Source organism: Nocardioides jiangsuensis (genome assembly GCF_019679455.1).
In the GTDB taxonomy this organism is placed as follows: Bacteria; Actinomycetota; Actinomycetes; order Propionibacteriales; family Nocardioidaceae; genus Nocardioides_C; species Nocardioides_C jiangsuensis.
The window spans coordinates 595,137-611,652 of record NZ_JAIEZQ010000001.1; the positions used below are offsets into that span (position 1 = coordinate 595,137).

The 16,516-nt window shown below is 71.3% G+C and carries 15 protein-coding genes; 5 read left to right on the forward strand and 10 right to left on the reverse strand.

Annotated elements, in window-relative coordinates; translation table 11 throughout:
- Positions 1-30: 30 nt before the first annotated feature.
- The 3 genes from K1X13_RS02830 to K1X13_RS02840 all read right to left on the reverse strand — a co-directional run bounded on the left by K1X13_RS02830 (position 31) and on the right by K1X13_RS02840 (position 4,190).
- Complete coding sequence (locus tag K1X13_RS02830; RefSeq protein WP_221023513.1) at positions 31-1,740, reverse strand: MXAN_6640 family putative metalloprotease; 1,710 nt, start codon at positions 1,738-1,740, stop codon at positions 31-33.
- A 100-nt stretch (positions 1,741-1,840) separates the two neighbouring features.
- Complete coding sequence (locus K1X13_RS02835; protein ID WP_221024531.1) at positions 1,841-2,476, reverse strand: response regulator; 636 nt, start codon at positions 2,474-2,476, stop codon at positions 1,841-1,843.
- A 151-nt stretch (positions 2,477-2,627) separates the two neighbouring features.
- Positions 2,628-4,190, reverse strand: a complete 1,563-nt coding sequence (locus tag K1X13_RS02840; RefSeq protein WP_221023514.1) for a bifunctional AfsR/SARP family transcriptional regulator/alpha/beta hydrolase — start codon at positions 4,188-4,190, stop codon at positions 2,628-2,630.
- A gap of 120 nt (positions 4,191-4,310) precedes the next feature.
- Between K1X13_RS02840 and K1X13_RS02845 the strand changes: the two genes are divergently transcribed.
- Entirely contained in the window at positions 4,311-4,850 is a 540-nt protein-coding gene (locus K1X13_RS02845; protein WP_221023515.1) for a YbhB/YbcL family Raf kinase inhibitor-like protein, read from the forward strand.
- Between the two features lie 21 nt (positions 4,851-4,871).
- Here the strand turns inward: K1X13_RS02845 and K1X13_RS02850 are convergent, their stop codons facing one another.
- From K1X13_RS02850 to K1X13_RS02865, 4 genes are read right to left on the reverse strand one after another with little or no spacing between them, the layout of a single operon-like run.
- On the reverse strand, positions 4,872-6,605 hold the full coding sequence (locus K1X13_RS02850; RefSeq protein ID WP_221023516.1) for a glycoside hydrolase family 13 protein: 1,734 nt from the start codon (positions 6,603-6,605) through the stop codon (positions 4,872-4,874).
- A gap of 1 nt (position 6,606) precedes the next feature.
- Positions 6,607-7,449, reverse strand: coding sequence for a carbohydrate ABC transporter permease (locus K1X13_RS02855; RefSeq protein ID WP_221023517.1), 843 nt, complete (start codon positions 7,447-7,449; stop codon positions 6,607-6,609).
- Positions 7,449-8,414, reverse strand: a complete 966-nt coding sequence (locus tag K1X13_RS02860; RefSeq protein WP_221023518.1) for a carbohydrate ABC transporter permease — start codon at positions 8,412-8,414, stop codon at positions 7,449-7,451. Before K1X13_RS02860 ends, K1X13_RS02855 begins: the two co-directional genes overlap by 1 nt.
- Before the next feature lie 4 nt (positions 8,415-8,418).
- Entirely contained in the window at positions 8,419-9,708 is a 1,290-nt protein-coding gene (locus K1X13_RS02865; protein WP_221023519.1) for an extracellular solute-binding protein, read from the reverse strand.
- An 87-nt stretch (positions 9,709-9,795) separates the two neighbouring features.
- On the opposite strand from K1X13_RS02865, the gene K1X13_RS02870 reads away from it, so the two are divergent.
- Positions 9,796-10,938, forward strand: coding sequence for an ROK family protein (locus K1X13_RS02870; RefSeq protein ID WP_221023520.1), 1,143 nt, complete (start codon positions 9,796-9,798; stop codon positions 10,936-10,938).
- Between the two features lie 74 nt (positions 10,939-11,012).
- The gene (locus K1X13_RS02875; protein WP_221023521.1) at positions 11,013-12,017 is read left to right on the forward strand and encodes a potassium channel family protein; all 1,005 of its coding nucleotides are present in this window, start codon (positions 11,013-11,015) and stop codon (positions 12,015-12,017) included.
- Between the two features lies 1 nt (position 12,018).
- Here the strand turns inward: K1X13_RS02875 and K1X13_RS02880 are convergent, their stop codons facing one another.
- Complete coding sequence (locus tag K1X13_RS02880; RefSeq protein ID WP_221023522.1) at positions 12,019-12,243, reverse strand: hypothetical protein; 225 nt, start codon at positions 12,241-12,243, stop codon at positions 12,019-12,021.
- 272 nt (positions 12,244-12,515) lie between these two features.
- Here K1X13_RS02880 and K1X13_RS02885 point away from each other — a divergent pair, with 272 nt between their 5' ends.
- Entirely contained in the window at positions 12,516-12,710 is a 195-nt protein-coding gene (locus tag K1X13_RS02885; RefSeq protein WP_221023523.1) for a hypothetical protein, read from the forward strand.
- 27 nt (positions 12,711-12,737) lie between these two features.
- Here K1X13_RS02885 and K1X13_RS02890 read toward each other — a convergent pair whose 3' ends face one another.
- Complete coding sequence (locus K1X13_RS02890; protein ID WP_221023524.1) at positions 12,738-13,250, reverse strand: flavin reductase family protein; 513 nt, start codon at positions 13,248-13,250, stop codon at positions 12,738-12,740.
- 238 nt (positions 13,251-13,488) lie between these two features.
- Between K1X13_RS02890 and K1X13_RS02895 the strand changes: the two genes are divergently transcribed.
- A complete protein-coding gene (locus K1X13_RS02895) occupies positions 13,489-15,363 on the forward strand; it encodes a GAF domain-containing sensor histidine kinase (RefSeq protein ID WP_221023525.1) in 1,875 nt (624 codons plus the stop codon).
- Here K1X13_RS02895 and macS read toward each other — a convergent pair.
- A complete protein-coding gene (gene macS, locus K1X13_RS02900) occupies positions 15,347-16,516 on the reverse strand; it encodes a MacS family sensor histidine kinase (protein ID WP_221023526.1) in 1,170 nt (389 codons plus the stop codon). The two genes, K1X13_RS02895 and macS, sit on opposite strands and share 17 nt — an antisense overlap.

The following is a 16,516-nucleotide window of genomic DNA, read 5'->3' on the forward strand; positions in this document are numbered from 1 at the left end:
GTACGGCGCGGGCGGACCGGGCAGGACGGGCTAGCGGACCGCCTTCGCGGCGAAGACGTAGCGGGTGTCGTCGTCGAGCGGGACGCCCTGGCAGGACCAGATCGTCGCGCCGCCGCACGACATCCGGCTGCTGGTGTTGGACAGGGTCAGGTTGACGCGGGCGACCGACCGGCGGTCGAAGGGCACCGTGAGCACGCCGTTCCCGCGCCGGTCCAGGCGGACCGGGACCAGCCGGACGTCGCCGCCCACCCGGTGCACCGCGACCGTGGCCTTGGCCCCGCGGCCGGGGGCGGGCAGGTCGAGCAGCAGGCGCAGCCGCCAGGTGCCGGTCAGCGAGCTCGCCGGCCGGAAGCCGACGTGCGCGTTGGAGAGGTGGTCCAGGTCGATCTGCCGGGCCCGCACCGTCGGCCGGTCACGGCTCGGCCAGAACGTGCGCAGCACCGGGGCCACCGGGTAGCGGGCGCCCTCGTCGTACCAGCGGCGCGCGATCTGGTTCCGGGCACCGAAGGCCGCGAACGCCCTGCCGAAGCCGACCCCGCGCGCGGCGAGCACGGCGCGCACCGCCTGCAGCGAGTACTCGTCGCGGGCGCCGGCCCGGGCGTCGAGGCGGCGCCAGACCTGCCGGACCACGGTCGGGTCGGAGGCTGCGCCGGCGCCGAGGTACTCGCTGAGGAAGCGCCAGAAGATCCAGTTGCCGTAGACGAAGCCGTCGCTGTCGGTGCCCGGGTAGTCCAGAGGCGCCAGCGGGTACCGGAGCGGGCTGTCGGCGAGGTACTGCAGGTTGTCGTCGACGTCGTCGAACACCTCGTCCTCGACCCAGGTGGCCGTGCCCTCCATCAGCCACAGGTCCTCGAGGAAGTCGTAGGAGAACTGCACCGCGTGGAAGAACTCGTGCGCGGCGGTCGCCCGCAGGCTGTCGTCCGGCTGCGCGCCGCCGTACTGCTCCGCTGAGAAGTCGTCGTCGACCGCGCAGTAGGCGGACACGTCGTAGCGCCGCCAGCGCTCGGGGTCGTCGGTGGTGCAGTAGCCGTACGTCGGCCGCTCCTTGCCGCCGAGGTCGGCGAGGTAGACGTCGAGCAGGCCGTTGGGGCCGGGGGTGCTGGAGTCGCCGTCCGCCAGCGGCGCCCGGTAGCCGCCACTGGTGACGACCTTCGCCCACGCCTCCTCGAACACCGCCGCGGTGGTCTCCACCTGGTCGGGGACTCCGTCCCCGTCCGCCTCCCCGTTCGTGTCCTCGAGCGACGGCGCGTCGGCGGTGCTGGCGACCCAGTGCACGCAGAGGTGCTCGGTGCAGGTGACCTCGGCGCGGACGGTGTAGCCGTTGCCCATCTCGTCGGCCTTGCCGTCGGTGGGCCGGGCCAGGATCGACCGGGCGGTGGCGCGGTCCGCCGGGTCGAGCGCGGGCAGCGTGGCGACGAGGTCGCGCAGCACCATCGTCGCGTCGCCCTCGGGTGCCTCCGTGGCGGTGGGCTCGGGCGCCGCCTCCGGGCTGTCGTACGGCGTCGGTCCGCCCGGCGTACGGCGGGCTCGGTCGCGGTCGTCCGCGAAGAGCCGCTGGGCCGCGGCCAGCGCGTCCTCGGCGGCCTGGCGACGCTCCGTGCCGGTGCCCGTGTCGCGGGGTGCCGCGGTGACCAGGAGCCGCTCCGCAGCGGCCGGCCGCGGCTCGGCGGCCGCGCTCGGCACGGTGGTGGGGACGACGATCGCGAGCAGCATGACGAGCAGCCCGGCCTTGGTGCGCATGGTTCCCCTCCGGGTCCGCATTGTGTGGGTAAAGACTAGGGTCAGCCACCGCCACACACGGGTAGATCGGCGCAAACGGGATCCCGGCGCGCCGAGGGGGTCAGTCGTCGTCGAGGCCCTGCTCGATGGCGTAGCGGACGAGCTGCACCCGGTTGTGCAGCTGGAGCTTGCGCAGGGTGTTCTGCACGTGGTTCTGCACGGTGCGGTGGGACAGGAACAGCCGCTCGGCCACCTGCTTGTAGGAGAGCCCCTTGGCGACCAGCCGGAGCACCTCGGTCTCGCGGTCGGTGAGCCGGGGCGTGTCCGCACCGTTCGGGGCCGGGGCGTCGGAGAGCCGGCGGTACTCCCCCAGCACCAGGCCGGCCAGGCCCGGGGTGAACACGGTGTCGCCGCGGGCCACCCGCAGCACCGCGTCGAGCAGCTCCTCGCGTGAGGCCGACTTGACCAGGTAGCCGGTCGCCCCCGCCTTGACCGCGTCGAGCACGTCACCCTGCTCTCCGGACGCGGAGAGGATCAGCACCCGCAGCGCCGGGTCCGCCTTGACCAGTGCGGCGGTCACCTCGACGCCGTTCGGTGCCGGGATCTGCAGGTCGAGGACCACCACGTCGGGGCGGGCCGCGGGCGCCCGGTTCAGCGCCTCGGTGCCGTTCGCGGCGCTGGCGACCACGTCGAGCCCCGCCTCGGTGAGATCGCGGGCCACGCCGTCACGCCACATCGGGTGGTCGTCGACGACCATCACCTTGATCCTGGGGTCGGTCACCCGCGGTCCTTCCGTCGCTGCTCCTGCCGAAGGCTAACCGCCGCACGCCGCGCAGCGGGGGAAGATGGCGACCACGCGCAGGGCGCGCGGTTCCGGCGAGGCGCCACGGCGAGGCTCGAGGGCAGGCTCAGTCCGACAGGAACTCCTCCACCTCGGTGAGGAAGACCGACCAGGCCGGCTCGTCGGCGAGCAGGATGTGGTTCGAGCTCTCGAGCAGGACGAAGCGGCTGTTCGGGATGACCGACGCCAGCAGGCGCCCCTGCTCCAGGGGCGGTCGACGATCGTCGCGCGCGTGCAGCACCAGCGCGGGGGCCCTCACCCGTGGCGCGACGTCGAGGATGTCCACCTGGCCGTTCACCTCCAGCACGCGCGCGGCGTTCTCCGGTGAGCTCGTCCTGCGCTGCAGGTCGTTGAAGGCGTCCCAGAGCTCTTTCGACCCGCCGGGCATGAACTGTGTGGTGAAGAACTGACGGAAGGTCGGTTCGTCCCTGCCCCAGCCCAGACGCATCAGGTCGATCTCGAGCTCGTGCTTCCGCCGCTGCTCCTCGGTGCGCGCCCGGACGGCCGTGCCCTGGGCGTAGCCGCCGTAGAGCACCAGCCGACTGACGCGCTCCGGGTGGCGCACGGCGTACATGACCGCCACTGCGGCGCCCTGCGATATGCCCAGCAGCGGGAACCGGTCGAGACCGGCCTGGTCGACCACCGTCTCCAGGTCGCTGACGAAGTCCTCGAACGTCGGCGGAGGGATGTCCCAGTCGGACAGGCCGCCTCCGCGCACGTCGTACCGGATGAGGCGGTGACGGCGGGACAGCTCGGTCAGCCAGTGCCGCCACACCGGGCTGTGCCAGTCGTGATCGACATGAGTGAGCCAGTTGGCCGCCTTCACCAGCGGCGGGCCGGCGCCGGAGCTCGCGTAGGCCAGCGTGATGCCGTCCGGCGTGCGGCAGAACCGGATCTCCTGCTCCAGGCGGCCGAGATCGGCCGCACTGATCGCACCGGCGTCCTCGAGTCCCCGGATCAGCTGCTCCCGCAACGCCGACGCCTCGGGTCCCGGGGCCACGCCGAGCTCACGGAGGAGGGTGCGGTCCAGGCGCTCGTACTGCCGCAACGCGGCACGGGTGTCGCCGGCGCGGGCACGCTCGCGCATGAGGCCGACGTGAGCCTCCTCGTCGAGCGGGTCCTCGTCGAGGATGTCCCGCCACCGCCGAGCCTGGCGCAGCAGCGCCTCCCGGAGCTCGGCCAGCCGCTCCCGGCTGTCCGCGGCCCACTCGGCGTACAGGTCCGCCGGAAGCAACGTCGCACCGTAGCGGTCCAGCACCTCCTCCGCAGGGGTCACTCCACCGGCGTCCAACGCCGCGCGCGCGTCACGCTCGAACCCGGCCGCGTCGATGTCCACCGTGACCCCCGGGAGCAGGGAGACCATCTCGTCCCGGAGCGCGACGGCGTCGCGCCGGTCCATCGCCCGGCGGGCGTAGTGGGCGGCCTTGTGCAGCCGTGGACTCGCCGCGTCCACGTCCAGTCCCGGCCACAACCGCTCGATCAGCTGCTCACGGTGCAGCCGCCGTCCCTCCGTCAGGGCGAGCACCTTCACGACGGCCGCGGCATCCCGCCGCGCCCACGCCGCATCCTGGACGCGCATCCCGTCGACGCGGACGGCGAAGCCGTCCAGAAGGTCGATCTCGACCGACACCGCACCCACCTCTCCCCCTCAGGATGGCAGGACGTGAGCTCCCCGATCCATGGCCGACGCGGACGAGAACCCCTGGCGCGCACGGCGCTTCCGGCGGACGCTGGAGAGGTGCCTTCCCGCATGCCGGCTCTGTGGCTGCTCGTGCTGGTGACCGCCGCGACCGCATGCGAGGGGTCCTCGACCAGGGAGGAGACCGTGGTGCATGCCCCCGACGTGATGACCGTGAGCAGCCCGGCGTTCCGGGAGGGCCACCCCATCCCGGCACGTTTCACCTGTGACGGCGACGGCCAGTCCCCGCCGCTGGACTGGCACGGCGTGCCGGCGGGGGCGGCGGCCCTGGCCCTGGTCGTCGACGACCCGGACGCCCCGCGGAGGACGTTCGTGCACTGGGTGGTGCTGGACCTGCCGGTCGAGACCGCGGGGCTGGACGCGGACCAGGTGCCCCCTGGCGCCGTACAGGCGAGGAACTCCGCGGGACACGCCTCGTACTTCGGCCCGTGCCCGCCCAGCGGCACGCACCACTACCGGTTCACGGTCTATGCGCTCTCGGAGCGGACCGGGCTGCGTGACGGCGCCCGGCTCGACCAGGCGCTGCGCGCGGTCGAGGCGGCCGCGACCGCGCAGGGCCGGCTGGTCGGCACCTACGCGCGCCACGGTTGACGGCCGTCCCGGGTACGACGCTCAGCGGCTCCGTCTGAGGACCCGTGCCTCCCAGGGGGCGAGGGTGATCCCCGCATCCGAGCCGGACGCCTCGGCGGGCTCGACGTTGCCCAGGACCAGCTCGGCCGCGGCCCACTCCGCCGCCTCGGGGACCGTGGCGACGACCTCGCGGCCGGTGAAGTTGCCGAGCACGAGCAGCTCGACGCCGTCGAGGCGGCGCGTGAACGCGTAGACGTCGGGGTCGTCCGGGAGCAGCATCGTGAAGTCGCCGTGGGCCACGACCGGCTCGGTGTGGCGCAGCCCGACCAGCCGGCGGTAGTGCGCCAGCACGGAGTCCGGGTCAGCCAGGGCGGCCTCGGCGTTGACCTGCTTGTAGTCGGGGTTCACCCCCATCCACGGGGTGCCGGTCGTGAAGCCGGCGTGGGGCGAGTCGTCCCACTGCATCGGGGTGCGCGCGTTGTCCCGGCCCATCGTCCGCAGTGCGTGCAGCACGGCCTCCGGGTCGGCGCCACCCGCGACCGCGTCGTGGTAGTGGTTGACCGACTCGAGGTCCTGGAAGTCGTCGATGTCCTCGAACGGCGCGTTCGCCATGCCGAGCTCCTCGCCCTGGTAGACGTACGGCGTGCCGCGGTGCAGGTGCAGCACGGTGCCGAGCATCTTCGCGCTGCGCACGCGGTGCTCGCCGTCGTCGCCGAAGCGGGAGACCACCCGGGGCTGGTCGTGGTTGTTCCAGTAGAGGCTGTTCCACCCCTCGTCGTGCAGGCCCGCCTGCCACCGGCCGAGCGATGCCTTGAGGTCCCGCAGGTCGAGGGGGCGGACGTCCCACTTGCTGTCGCCCTGGTCGAGGCTGACGTGCTCGAACTGGAACACCATGTCGACCTCGGCCCGGTCGGGGTCGGTGAACAGCCGCGCCTCCTCGACCGTGACGCCCGGCATCTCGCCGACGGTGAGCAGCTCGGCGTCGCGGCCGGCGAAGACCTCCCGGTGCATCTCCTGCAGGAACTCGTGGATCCTCGGGCCGCCGGCGTAGAGGTCGAAGCCGTCGCCGTGTCGCTGTCCCGGGTGGACGTGGCCGTCGCGGAGCGGGAGCACCTTGGAGATCAGGTTGATGACGTCCATGCGGAAGCCGTCGACGCCCCGGTCGAGCCACCAGCGCATCATCGCGTAGACGGCGTGACGGACCTCGGGGTTCTCCCAGTTCAGGTCGGGCTGCTTGGGCGAGAACAGGTGCAGGAAGTACTCACCCGTCGCCTCGTCGTACTCCCAGGCGGGTCCCGAGAAGAACGACCCCCAGTTGGTCGGCTCGGCCCCCGGCGTCCCCGGGGTCATTCCCTCGCGGGCCGGGCGCCACCAGTACCAGTCCCGCTTCGGGTTGTCCGTGCTGCTCCGCGACTCCTGGAACCAGGCGTGCTCGTCGGAGGTGTGGTTGACCACGAGGTCCATGACGAGCTTCATGCCACGCGCGTGGACCCCGTCGAGCAGCGCGTCGAAGTCCTCGAGCGTCCCGAAGACCGGGTCGATGTCGCAGTAGTCGCTGATGTCGTAGCCGTTGTCGTCCTGCGGCGAGGGGTACACCGGCGAGAGCCAGAGGACGTCGACGCCGAGGCCGGCCAGGTAGTCCAGGCGCGAGGAGATCCCGGCGAGGTCACCGATCCCGTCGCCGTTGCCGTCGGCGAAGCTGCGCGGGTAGATCTGGTAGACCACGGCGCTGCGCCACCAGGGGTGCTCGGGGTCGTGGGTCAGGTGCTGGGGCATCTCAGTCCTTCACTGCGCCGGCGGTCACGCCGGCGATGAACTGTCGTTGGGCGAACACGTAGACGACGATCACCGGTATCACCGCGATCGCCGAGGCGGCGAAGACGAGCCCCCACTCGGTGGCTCGCTGCCCCTGGAGCGCGGCGATCGCCACCGGCAGCGTCCGCTTCTCGGGGTCGTTGATGACCGTCAGAGCCCAGACGAACTCGTCCCAGGCCCCGAGGAAGGTGAAGATCGCGGCCGTCGCGAGGGCAGGTCGCGAGAGCGGCAGGTAAAGGTGGAAGAACCGGCGTACCGGGCCCGCTCCGTCGATGGTCATCGCCTCGTCCAGCGCGAGCGGGATCTTCTCGAAGAACCCTCGCAGCAGGAAGGTCATGAACGCGACCATGCCGCCGCTGTAGAACACGGTCAGCCCGTTCAGGGAGTCCAGGAGGTTGAGGTTCTTGGCGAGCACGAACGCCGGGACGATCGTGATGATCCCGGGGATCATCAGGCCCGCCAGAAGCACGACGAACACGATGCGCTTGCCGAGGAAGTCGAAGCGGGCGAAGGCGTAGGCCATCATCGAGGAGAGCAGCAGCACGACGAACGTCGTCGAGAGCGCGACGTACAGCGAGTTGGCGAAGTACTTCGCGAAGCTGTTCCCCGACCACGCCTCGCGGTAGTTGCGCGTCGTCGGCTCCGACGGGATGAGCTCGGGCGGCATCTCGAGCACGAACGTCTGGGGCTTGAAGGACGTGCTCAGCATGATCACGAACGGCAGGATCATGATGAGCGCCGCGAGCCCCGCCAGGAGGATGCGCAGCGAGACGTGCCGCTGGTGCCTGGGGTTTCCGACCGACATCAGTCGACCTCCTTCTCGTCCCCGCCGAACAGCCGGAACTGGCTGTAGGAGACGAGCATGATCACGATCGCGAGCAGGAAGGACAGGGCGGCCGCGTAGCCGAAGTCCAGGAAGTCGAAGGCCTGCCGGTACATGTACGTGAGCGGCACCTCGGTGCTGCCCGCCGGCCCACCGCCGGTCATCAGCAGGACCGAGATGAAGACGTTGAAGCCGCCGATCACGAGCAGGACCGTGACGAACAGCAGAGTCTTGCGGATCGCGGGCAGGGACACGTGGACGAACCGGTCCCACGCGCCGGCGCCGTCCAGAGCCGCGGCCTCCTTGAGGTCGTCACGGACGCCGGTGAGCGCGGCCAGGAAGATCACCATCGCCCAGCCCACTCCCTTCCAGACACCGAGGATGCTCACGGCCATCAGGCCGGGCCACCGCGACTGGAGCCAGGCGATGTTGGCGTCGGCGACGTGCAGGACGTCGACCAGCAGCCAGTTCACGACCCCGGCGTCGGTGTTGAACAGGTACTTGAAGACCAGGGCCACGACCACCCAGCTGGTGATCACCGGGACGTAGAAGAGGACCCGGAAGAGACCGCGGGCGGGCATCTTCGCGTCGAGCAGCACGGCGAGGGCCAGGCCGATCACGAGCTGGCCGGGCACGGTGACGAGCAGGTAGACGCCGGCGTTGGCCATGCTCAGCCAGAACTGCTCGTCAGCGAGCCCGCGGGCGTAGTTCTCCAGGCCGATGAATCGGCTCGCCTGGGTCGGGACGACCGCCCAGTCGTAGAGGCTGATCTGGAAGGACCGCGCCAACGGGTAGGCGACGATGAGGCAGAAGAGCGCGAAGCCTGGCAGCAGGAACACGTACGCGGTCAGCGACTCGCGCCGCCGCTTGCGGCTGTCTCGTGGCGCGGGGGCCGGCGCCGCCACCTCGGGCGACGCCGGACCTGTCGTGGTGGCCGTGGCCGCCATGTGTTCAGCCCCTCTCGAGCAAGGGGTCGATCTGCGCCACGGCCTCGTCCATCGCCTCCTGCGCCGTCATGTCACCGCGCACCGCGAGCTGGACCTGCTTGCGGATGATCTCGTCGATCTTCGTCCACGCGGGTGTGGGCGGGCGGGGGCGAGCGGTCTGGAGCTGGTTCATGTACTCCTCGTACGACGGCTCGATCTCGACCATCTTGTCGGACAGGGACTCGAGCACCGAGATCTGCCCGGCCTCGGCCATGGCGAGCTGGGCCTCCTCGCTCAGCATGTACCGGGTGAACTCGGCGGCGAGCTGCTTGTTCTCGGAGGCCTGGGTGATCACCAGGTTCTCGCCACCGACGACGCTGGTGCTCTCACCGTCCCCGTGCGGCATGGGTGCGGTCTTCATCTCGAAGTCCTTGAACTGGCCCTCGATGATCGGGAACGCCCAGGGGCCGTCGACGATCGTGGCGTACATGCCGTTGGCCAGGCCCTCGAAGGTGTTCGTCCCTCCGCCGCCACCGAGGATCAGCTTCGGCAACGCCTGCTGCTCGTAGAGGTCGACCAGGAGCTCGACCGCCTCGACGGACTTCGGGCCGTTGAGGTAGCCGTCCGAGGTCGTGATGTCCTCGTCGGTGATGTCGCCTCCGTTGGACCAGATGTAGGGAAGGACCTGCCATCCGGCCGCGTCGGCCTCCGCGAGGAGGTAGTTCCCGGTCTCGGCGACCTTGGGCGCCGACGCGCGCAGGTCGTCGAAGGTCTCCGGGACGCCGACACCGGCCTCGTCGAGTGCCTGCTCGTTGTAGAGCATCACCTTCGTGTTCGTGGTGAGCGGCAGCCCGTAGTAGCTGTCCTGCCACTTGTTGGTCGCCAACGGACCGTCGTAGGTCTGCTCCGCGAGCTTCTCGAAGTCGGGCATCGCCTGGTCGAGCGGGACGAGGACGCCGAGGTCGGCCAGCTCCGGGACCCAGATGATGTCGCTGCGGACCACGTCGGGCAGGCTCTCCCCCGCTGCAGCGGTCACCAGCTTCTGGTGCAGCTGGTCGTACTGCACCGTCACCGGCTTGACCTCGGTGCCGGGGTGCGCCTTCTCGAAGGCGGGGATGACCTCCTCCTCGAGGGTCGTCACCTCGGGGCCGCCCTCGCTGTAGGCGTGCCAGAAGGTGATCTCACCCTCGACCTTCTGCCCTGCGGGGAGCTCCTCCGTCGAGCTCTGTGCCCCGCTGCCGCCCGTGCCGCAGGCCGCCAGCAGGAGCGGGAGCCCGAGGGCGGCCGCCAACGCCGAGGAACGTCTCATCGTCATGTGTGTGCTCCGAGATTGATTAAGGAGGTTGATTAAAGTGCTTTATGTACCATGCCATTGTGATCCGGAGACAGTCAAGAGGTGGGCATGGCACATGACATCGGAACCACCCCGCTCCTGCGAAGGATGAACGCGGCGGCGGTGCTCGACGCGATGCGCTCGAGTACGGCGCCGCTGACGGGGACCGACCTCATGGGGTCGACCCGCCTCTCACGGCCGACGGTGCACGCCGTGTGCGGCGAGCTGTTGCGTCGCGGGCTGATCACCGAGATCGAGGTGCGCGTGCCCGACACCGGGTCCCAGCCCGGCCGCCGCCCCCGGCAGTACCTCTTCAACGCGAGAGCCGGCTTCGTCCTCGGCATCGACCTCGGGGCGAAGAAGGTCACGGCCCGGCTGGCCGACCTGCGCGGCGATGCGGTGGCGGAGCGGACGACGACCTTCCGGCACGAGCGGGTGCGCGCCGGCACCCGCCTCGACGGCGTACGGCGGACCGCGCAGCAGGTGCTCGACGAGGCCGGCGTCGAGCCGTCCGCGGTGCGCGCGGTGACCATGGGCGTCCCCGCCCCCGTCGGCAGCGACGGCCACGTGATGGCCAGCCAGGCCTACCTGCCGGGGTTGGCCAGGCACGACCTGCGTGAAGCGCTGTCGACCTGCGGGTGGGCCACCCACGTCGAGAACGACGCCAACCTCGCGGTCATCGGTGAGCGCTGGCGCGGCGTGGCGCAGGGGTGCGACAACGTCATCGAGCTGCTGGCCGGCTACCGGCTCGGCTCCGCCCTCTTCATGGACGGCAGGCTGATCAGGGGCAGCGCGGGCAGGGCCGGTGAGCTCACCTTCCTCAGCCTCGTCGAAGGAGTGGGCAACACCGACGCCATCGCCGAGCTGACCGAGCAGGCCGCAGGGGCGGAGGTGCCGGTCGAGGAGGTCTTCGAGGCGGCACGCTCGGGCGACCCCGCCGCCGTCGAGATCGTGGGCGGGGTGCTCGACCGGATCGCCAGGGTGGTGGCGATCTTCGGGACGTTCCTGAACCCCGAGCTCGTCGTGATCAGCGGCGGCGTCGCCGGCGCCGGCGACCTGATCGTCCCCGGCCTGGAGCAGCGGGTGCCTGCGCTGACGCAGTCGCCGCCGCGCATCGTCGCCTCGGCCCTGGAGGACCACGCCGTGGTCACCGGCGCGATCCGGGTCGCGCTCGACGACGTCGAGGCGACGATCCTCGACCTCGACGCCTGAACGAGCCGGTCGGCGGGCCACGGCCTGACCCGATCCAGCAGCTCGTCACGGCCGCACGGACCTAGGATCTTGTCGTGAACCAGGGAGCGATTCGCCGCATCGCCGTGGCGTTGACCGGGCTGGTCGCGGTGACCGTGCTGGGAACGGTCGGCTATCTCGCCCTCGGGTTCACCTTCCTCGAGGCGCTGTACCAGACCGTGACCACGGTCGCCACCGTCGGCTTCCGCGAGGTCCGGCCACTGAGCCCCGTCGGCCAGGTGTTCACCATCCTGCTGATCGTGGTCGGCGTCGGCGTCGTGCTCTACAACCTCAGCGTGATCTTCGAGGCGCTCACCGAGGGCCACCTGCGTGAAAACCTGGAGAGGCGACGCATGGACAAGCGCATCGAGGCACTTCGCGGCCACGTCATCGTGTGTGGGTACGGCAGGGTGGGCAGGGCCGCCCAGGAGCAGTTCCTCGCCAGTGGGCTCGACGTCGTGGTGGTGGACATCGACCCCGCGGTCGTGACCGGGATGACCGACGGGCTCTACCTCGTGGGCAACGTGACCGATGACGCGGTGCTGCGCAGGGCCGGCATCGAGCACGCGCGGGCCCTGCTGGCCGCGCTGGAGACCGATGCCGACACCGTCTACGTGACGCTGTCCGCGCGCGCCCTGCGCAGCGACCTGGTGATCGTCGCCCGCGCCCGCACCACCGCGTCTGCCGAGAAGATGATCATGGCCGGCGCCACCCACGCGGTGAACCCGGAGCGGATCGGTGGGCGCCGACTCGCGGTGTTCGCGCTGCAGCCCGACGTCGCGGAGTTTCTCGACGTGGTGATGCACGAGGAGAGCCTGGACTTCCGCATCCAGCAGATCCCGGTGGAGGCCGGCTCCGCGCTCGAGGGCCGCGCCCTGGCCGACCTCGGTCTGCGTGGGCACGCCGGCGCGCTCGTCCTGGCGCTCCGGTCCGCGGCAGGGCACCCGCTCGTGCCTAACCCGGCAGCGAGCACGGTGGTGCCGGCCGGCGCGGTGCTGATCGCGCTGGGTACCGCCGAGGAGATGGGTGCGCTCATGGCGCTCGGCAGGGCAGGCGGCTGAGTCAGCCGCCACCGCCTGCCGGCTCGGACTCGTACTCCTGGGCAAGCCGCCGCATCCGCCACTTCGTGACCTCGCGACCGGCCACCGCGCAGACCGCTCCCGCCCAGAACCACCATCCGACGTCGAACAGCACCATGTCCCCGAGCACAAGGGCCACCGTGGCCACCACGTAGCCGACGAGGTCTCGCGCCCGCGCGGGTGCGTAGCGTTCCGGGGTGCCGGACACGGCGTCCTCCTGTCAGCGGATGCGTGCTCGAGGGTGGTGGCGAAGCCGACCAATCGTCAAGACTTTCGCAGGGCACCGTGCAAGCGAAGGAATCGTATGCAACGCTCGCTCGCACCCACGTGGGGGTTCTGGCGACGACGTTCAGCGCGATCGGTGACGGGAACGTCCGTCGCGTGCGCTGATCCCGACGCAGGCTGGCGAAGGACGCTGCGCGCTGCCAACATGGGGAGTCCACCCGACCTTGTATTGGTCGTTGATGTAGGGCGGCTCAGATGGTTGATCCCAACGATCCCACCCTCGTCTCGGTCGGCTTCGCCATCATGCTCGCCCTGATCAGCGCCGTCGGTCTCCTGTACGACTGGCTGCACAAGAATCACCAGCTGCACTTGTGGCCCGACCCTGTCGAGCACGAACGAGCAATCGCCACCCTCCGGTACTACCGCGACGTGCAGGATTCGAGCGACTAGTTCCTCGTCCGTGCGCACAAGTACGCGCTACGGGCGCACGTACCGGCCGCGCCGGTGCACCAGCGGCGCGGACTCCTCGCCGAGCTCGACGTGCTCGACGGTCATGTCGAGCAGCAGCGACCAGCCCACCTCGCACGGCTCGCCGGCCTGCCGCAGGCCGGCCCAGGCCGACGCCCCCTCGAGCCGCGGGCCCCAGTCGGTGTCGGTCCAGCTGCCCAGCGTGAAGACGCCGCCGGGCGCCGGCGCGAGGCCGGCGAAGGCCTCGGCGAGGTCGCGGTGCGGCCACTCGAGGACCGAGACCACGCAGGCGCCGGTGTCCTCCACCGTCGCGGCGAGGTCGGAGTCGGGGTCGACCAGCGCGAGCACGTGGGCCGGCTCGCCGTTCGCGACCATCAGCGAGGCGACGGTGAGCCCGGCGCGCGCGGGTCCGGCACCAGCGGTCCACAGGGTGACCGTGCCGCCGAGACGGCCCCGCAGCCGCCGTACCGCGTCGCGCTCGTGCTCGGGGTCGGCGAACGGGTGCGAGGAGTGGATGGTCACGTCCGCGACGCTATACCCGGGGCCCACCCCAGGGGCTGACCCCAGGGTGTTCTAGACACGAACCCTAGAAACGGACGAAAAGCACATACCGCAATCTCTTGTCCGATACCGTCCCTCACGGTTGAACATTGCACGTTCCTGCAGTTACACATTCATGCACCTACAGAGCGGGGAGACTCACATGGTGCCAGTCAAGGACTCGCGGGCCATCGCCACGCTCCGGCGGATGCATCAGCTGATGAGCAAGGTAAACGCGGGTCACGACCTCCAGGAAGTGCTGCAGACCGTCGCGGAAGGCGTCGCCGACGTGGTCGGGTTCCAGGTCGCCTGCATCCGACAGCTGCGCAGCGACAACACGCTCGAGGTGGTCGCGGTGGCCGGCGACGACCACGCCCGCGAGACGCTGCTGGGCGACCGAGTCCCGGTCGAGGCCCTGGAGCGCGAGTTCGCGCTCGCCGACGAGTGGGGCGACCTGCGGTTCGTGCCGCACGAGCGTCTGGAAGAAGGCATGGACGGCCTCGGCTGGGTGCCGGACCTGACCCCGCTCGACGTCCCCGACGCCTGGCACCCGCTCGACGCGCTGTTCGCCCCGCTGTTCACCGCCACCGGCGAGCTGTCCGGTCTGCTCTCGGTCGACCTCCCCCACGACGGCCGCCGGCCCGGCCGGATGCAGCGCGAGGTCCTCGAGATGTACGCCGCGCAGGCCGGCATCGCGATCAACAACGCCATGCAGCGCGCCCGCCTCGTGGAGCAGGTCCGGCTCGCCGAGGCCACCCGCACGATCCTGCACACCGCCGGCCGCGACCTGAACCTGGCCCGGCTGATCGAGGACTGCGTCGCGCCGATCGTGCAGGGCCTGCGCACCCACGGCATGTGGATCCGCGCGTTCGCCCCCGACAGCCGCACCGCCGGCGGGTACGGCGCCGTCCACCCGCCGCAGATCTCGCTGGACGCGCCCGGGCAGGTCCTCGACCTCGCCGGCCGCATCGCGACCGCCTGCTGGGACCAGCAGCGCGCCGTCGTGCTCAGCTCCACCGCCACCCCGCCGGCCGACCTGGTGTCGGCGGAGGAGTCCGCGCTGCTGCTGGAGTTCATCGGCCGGATCAACGCGCGGTCGCTGCTCTGCGTGCCGATGGGCGCGGGCCGTGAGTGCCTGGGCTACCTGGCGCTGACCCGCACCGCGAAGGCTCCGGCGTGGAGCGACGAGGAGATCGCCGCCGTGCTCGCCATCGGCCGCGACCTCGGCCGGGCGGTGCTGCACGCCCGGCTCTTCGAGCGCGAGCGCCAGCTCGTCGAGGAGCTGCAGAACCTCGACCGCTACAAGACCGACCTGATCGCGACCATCTCCCACGAGCTGAAGAACCCGCTGACCTCGGTGATGGGGCATCTCGAGCTGATCCAGCCGGTGCTCGCGGAGACCAGCGCGGCCCGCTCGCTCGGCGCGATCAGCCGCAACGCCGCGCGCCTGGAGATGATGGTCGAGGACCTGCTGCTGCTGTCCAAGGTGGGCGACCCGACCCGGCCGCTGATCCCCGTCGAGGTGGACCTGGTGCCGCTGCTCGACGACACCGTCGAGATGCTGCGCATCCAGACCGAGCGGCGCGGCGTCGCCCTGCGGCTGGACCACCCCGGCACCCCGGTCCTCGCCTGGGGCGACCGCGGCGAGCTCGAGCGGCTGGTCACCAACATCGTCAGCAACGCGATCAAGTTCACGCCCTCGGGCCGCACCGTGCAGGTCACGCTCGCGGCGCACGCCGACCACGTCACGTTCACCTGCCGCGACGAGGGGCTCGGGATCTCCGAGGAGGACCAGGAGTTCCTGTTCACCGAGTTCTACCGGTCGAGCAACCCCGAGGCGGTCGCGGTGCCCGGCACCGGTCTCGGGCTGACCATCGTCAAGCGGATCGTGGACCGGCACCACGGCAGCATCGACGTCCGCTCCGCGCTCGGCGAGGGCAGCACGTTCACGATCCGGATCCCCTCGCCCGCGCGGCTGCTCGACACCGCGCCGGCCGAGGTCCCGCCGACCGAGGTGTCCGCGGAGCCCGCCGCCGAGATCACCGCGGAGGCCCCGTCCGCCCGCGTCGAGGAGCCGGTCAGCGCGGGAGCGTGAACTCCCACTCCGTGCCCTGACCGGGCGCGGTCACCAGCGCCGCCGTACCCCCGAGGTCGGCGACCCGGCCGCGGACCGACTCGGCCACGCCCAGCCGCCCCTCGTGCGCGGCCTCCTCCAGGCGTCCCGGCTCGATCCCGTCCCCCTCGTCACGCACCGACACCACCAGCGACGACCCGAGGTCCTCCAGCAGCACCCACGCCGCCGCGTGGTCCCCGACGTGGCGTACGACGTTGTCCAGGCACGCGCGTACGACGCACACCACCTCCTGCGCGACCCGCTCCGGGACGAGCACGGCGGCCCCTGGCACGGACACGGTGACCGTGCGCGAACCGAGCCGCGCCAGCGACGCCGCCAGGTCGACGAGCACGCTGCCCGCGGCCGCTCCGCGCCGGCCGTTCGACGTGGCGCCCGCGACCGGGGCCTCCCCTTGCACGAACGCGCGCAGCGCCACCTCCTGCTCCCCCGCCAGCCGGCCCAGCTCCGCGGCCTCCCCGCCGAGCTCGAGCCCACGGCGCTGCACCAGCGCGAGCACCTGGAGGACGCCGTCGTGGACCACCCGCGCCAGCCGGACGCGCTCCGCCGCGGCCGCCGCCTCGCGTTCGGCGCGGTCCCGCGCGGCGGCCATCTCCTTGAGCAGCCCGGAGGCGTAGCCGAGGATCGGCCCGCCGATCATCAGCAGGAAGATGTTGCCGTAGTTGTTCTGGTCGAGGTCGGTGCGGACCGCGAGGTCGGCCAGCGAGACCGCAGCGGCCGCGACCAGCCCACCGACCCAGTGCGCGCGGATCCCCCAGGCCAGCACCACGCCCATCACCCAGAAGCCGGGGATGGTGGCCTGCATCTCCGGGCCCTTGACCAGGGGCGAGACGCCGATCGCGGCCACGGTGACCGCGAGGTCAGCGACCAGCAGCGGCCAGCCCCGGCGGCGCGGCTCGTCGTAGGCCCAGACCGTGAAGACCGTCCACGCGGACATCACCAGGAGCACGACGACCGCCGCGGTGGGATGGTCGATGTTGTCCCAGCGGTAGAGGTTCAGCCCGATCGCGTTCGCCAGCACCACCAGCCGGAGCACCGCGAGCGCGCGGTACATCGTGGTCTCGACGGCCTCGGTGGCCGGATCCGCGGCTGGCCTGCCCGCGCCGGGTCTGGTCAT

What these genes read in the sequence shown, in the direction of transcription:
- K1X13_RS02830 (WP_221023513.1), bottom strand. Translation starts at nt 1,740, where the DNA reads ATGCGCACCAAGGCCGGGCTGCTCGTCATGCTGCTCGCGATCGTCGTC.
- K1X13_RS02835 (WP_221024531.1), bottom strand. Translation starts at nt 2,476, where the DNA reads ATGGTCGTCGACGACCACCCGATGTGGCGTGACGGCGTGGCCCGCGAT.
- K1X13_RS02845 (WP_221023515.1), top strand. Translation starts at nt 4,311, where the DNA reads ATGCCGGCTCTGTGGCTGCTCGTGCTGGTGACCGCCGCGACCGCATGC.
- K1X13_RS02850 (WP_221023516.1), bottom strand. Translation starts at nt 6,605, where the DNA reads ATGCCCCAGCACCTGACCCACGACCCCGAGCACCCCTGGTGGCGCAGC.
- K1X13_RS02855 (WP_221023517.1), bottom strand. Translation starts at nt 7,449, where the DNA reads ATGTCGGTCGGAAACCCCAGGCACCAGCGGCACGTCTCGCTGCGCATC.
- K1X13_RS02860 (WP_221023518.1), bottom strand. Translation starts at nt 8,414, where the DNA reads ATGGCGGCCACGGCCACCACGACAGGTCCGGCGTCGCCCGAGGTGGCG.
- K1X13_RS02865 (WP_221023519.1), bottom strand. Translation starts at nt 9,708, where the DNA reads ATGACGATGAGACGTTCCTCGGCGTTGGCGGCCGCCCTCGGGCTCCCG.
- K1X13_RS02870 (WP_221023520.1), top strand. Translation starts at nt 9,796, where the DNA reads ATGGCACATGACATCGGAACCACCCCGCTCCTGCGAAGGATGAACGCG.
- K1X13_RS02885 (WP_221023523.1), top strand. Translation starts at nt 12,516, where the DNA reads ATGGTTGATCCCAACGATCCCACCCTCGTCTCGGTCGGCTTCGCCATC.
- K1X13_RS02895 (WP_221023525.1), top strand. Translation starts at nt 13,489, where the DNA reads ATGAGCAAGGTAAACGCGGGTCACGACCTCCAGGAAGTGCTGCAGACC.
- macS (WP_221023526.1), bottom strand. Translation starts at nt 16,516, where the DNA reads ATGACCAGACCCGGCGCGGGCAGGCCAGCCGCGGATCCGGCCACCGAG.